This is a genomic window from Shewanella electrica (assembly GCF_022321485.1).
GTDB lineage: Bacteria > Pseudomonadota > Gammaproteobacteria > Enterobacterales > Shewanellaceae > Shewanella > Shewanella electrica.
In genome coordinates this window covers 1-240 of record NZ_JAKOGG010000708.1, presented here as the reverse complement: position 1 = coordinate 240, position 240 = coordinate 1, and the positions used below count along the sequence as shown (strand labels likewise).

General features: G+C 46.2%; 1 protein-coding gene. It reads left to right on the top strand.

Features of this window, described 5'->3' with window-relative positions:
• Positions 1-240 (top strand): cytochrome P450 (locus L9G74_RS24605; protein ID WP_500142685.1); only part of this gene is annotated, 240 nt, incomplete at both ends.

Here is a 240-nt window from a genome sequence, read left to right as displayed (position 1 = left end):
CGAAACCACCTCTACCATAATGACTCTTGCGATCAAGTTCCTCACTGAGACTCCTCTGGCCTTGGCACAGCTCAAGGAAGAGCATGACCAAATCAGAGCAAAGAGTCACCCAGGGGCACCACTGGAATGGACGGATTACAAGTCAATGGCATTTACTCAATGTGTTGTGAATGAGACCTTGAGAGTGGCAAACATAATTGGTGGGATATTTAGGAGAGCAACGACAGACATCAACATAAA